Source organism: Streptomyces sp. NPDC002851 (assembly GCF_053591935.1).
This window is the reverse complement of sequence record NZ_JBSFUT010000096.1, coordinates 1-1,575: the sequence shown is the minus strand read 5'-3', so window position 1 is coordinate 1,575 and position 1,575 is coordinate 1. Positions and strand designations below refer to the sequence as shown.

Sequence of the window (1,575 nt, the reverse complement as noted above, 5' to 3'; positions counted from 1 at the left end):
GCGGTCGGGCAACAGCGGCTCGATCCTGGCCCACTGCGCATCACTCAACGACACACCAGACCAACGATCTGATGATCCGAGAGAAACGGCCTAGGTGTGGTGTCTCAGGACGTTGGTTCCACGACGTCCTCGAACGTCAGCTGCTGCGGGAGGGTGTCGAGCGGTTCCGGCGGCTGGCCGAGGGTGACGCGGTAGTCGCTACCGGCGGTCCGGCTGATCGGCGGCTTCCCGCCCAGGGCGGCGTACGGCCGCTCGTGGTTGTAGTAGTTCAGGAAGTCCGCGAGGGCGCCGCGGCGTTCACGCTCGGAACTCGTGCTGCCCTGGCGCTACGCGATCGGCTGCGTGGACCGGCTCGGACTCGTCCATCGGTCCGAGATGATCTGGCACAAGCCCAACCCCATGCCCGAGTCCGTCGCCGACCGCGTGGCGCGCGCCCCACGAAACCGTCTTCCACTTCACCCGAGGCCCGCAGTACCGGCACGACCCCGAGCACGCCCGACTGCCCAGCGTGTGGAGCGTGCCCACCACCCCGCTGAAGGTGCCGATCGAACTGCAGGACGCCCGGCACTTCGCCGCCATGCCCGAGGCCCTGCCCCGCCGCCTGATACTCGGCTACGCCCCGCCGTTCGGGATCGTCCTGGACCCCTTCGCGGCGGCACCGGCACCACCGCGGCGGCCGCAAAGGCCCTCGGGCGTGTCGGCATCAGCGCCGACATCTCACCCGCGTACATCCGACTCGCCGCTTGGCGCAGCCAGACCCTCCCGGACACCGCCGCGCCGCCTCCCGCCGCTGAGGCGGCATCAATCTCCCGACATGTGCCACGCCTCCGCTATGGAGGGGGAGCTGCACACACAGGCACGCCTCCACGTGGCCATGCGGCTGCGGGTCGTCGAGCGTGTCGTGCGACGAGCCCACCGGACGCGGGGCGCGATGCCACTGCCGGTCCCACCGACGTGCGGAGTTGAAGAACCACGCCGGGCGGGCCGCGACGTCCACTACCGCGGCGACGGGGATACTGCGCGACCGGCACCTTATCTCAGCATTCGGGACTGCGCGTGGAGCCGGCCACCGGCCGACCCCACGGGGAACGAGGCGCTGCCTCGTCAGTCCTTCTCGTGCTGGGCCAGCGCAAGACCCAGGCCGAAAAACGTAGGCGCCCACTCACCGACGAAAATCCCCCACCGGTCGGCGCGCTCCGTCCCGGCTGATTCTCCCTTGACCGACGCCGTCCACGACAGGAACGAAAGCCCGATCGAGGCAATAGCAGCCGTATAGGCGTGGTCACTGCGCAAACCCGCCTCGTGCAACTTCTTGATGATCATGATCTAACTCCTCTTACGGAGACCTGCAGACTCTGTCACCCTCACTCCAATTCGGCGTATCCGCTCACCCCGCACCATCAATCGGGTGACGCCCGCCACGGCCCCTCCCCGACACTGTCCGCCGCCGTGCCACGTTCCGCCGCTGACGCGGCACCAACCTAATCCGTAGTTAAGGACGTTCCGACGGAGCGGTTGCTTCGCGGGATGTTCGAGTGCCGGATCGTGACATCTAAGGGCAGCCGGGCAGGCGAC

Annotated in this window: 1 protein-coding gene and 2 pseudogenes; 1 reads left to right on the top strand and 2 read right to left on the bottom strand. The window is 68.4% G+C overall.

Going from position 1 to position 1,575, the window contains the following annotated elements:
* Window positions 1–209: 209 nt before the first annotated feature.
* Window positions 210–311, bottom strand: a pseudogene (locus ACWD10_RS38410) (IS481 family transposase); the annotation flags it as partial.
* A gap of 182 nt (window positions 312–493) precedes the next feature.
* Between ACWD10_RS38410 and ACWD10_RS38405 the strand changes: the two are divergent.
* A pseudogene (locus ACWD10_RS38405) lies at window positions 494–640 on the top strand (hypothetical protein); the annotation flags it as partial.
* 464 nt (window positions 641–1,104) lie between these two features.
* Here ACWD10_RS38405 and ACWD10_RS38400 read toward each other — a convergent pair.
* On the bottom strand, window positions 1,105–1,323 hold the full coding sequence (locus ACWD10_RS38400) for a hypothetical protein (RefSeq protein ID WP_451098476.1): 219 nt from the start codon (window positions 1,321–1,323) through the stop codon (window positions 1,105–1,107).
* Window positions 1,324–1,575: the final 252 nt, after the last annotated feature.

Bases quoted from the DNA above. Each gene is read 5' to 3' on its own strand.
- ACWD10_RS38400 (WP_451098476.1), bottom strand. From the start codon at position 1,323: ATGATCATCAAGAAGTTGCACGAGGCGGGTTTGCGCAGTGACCACGCC.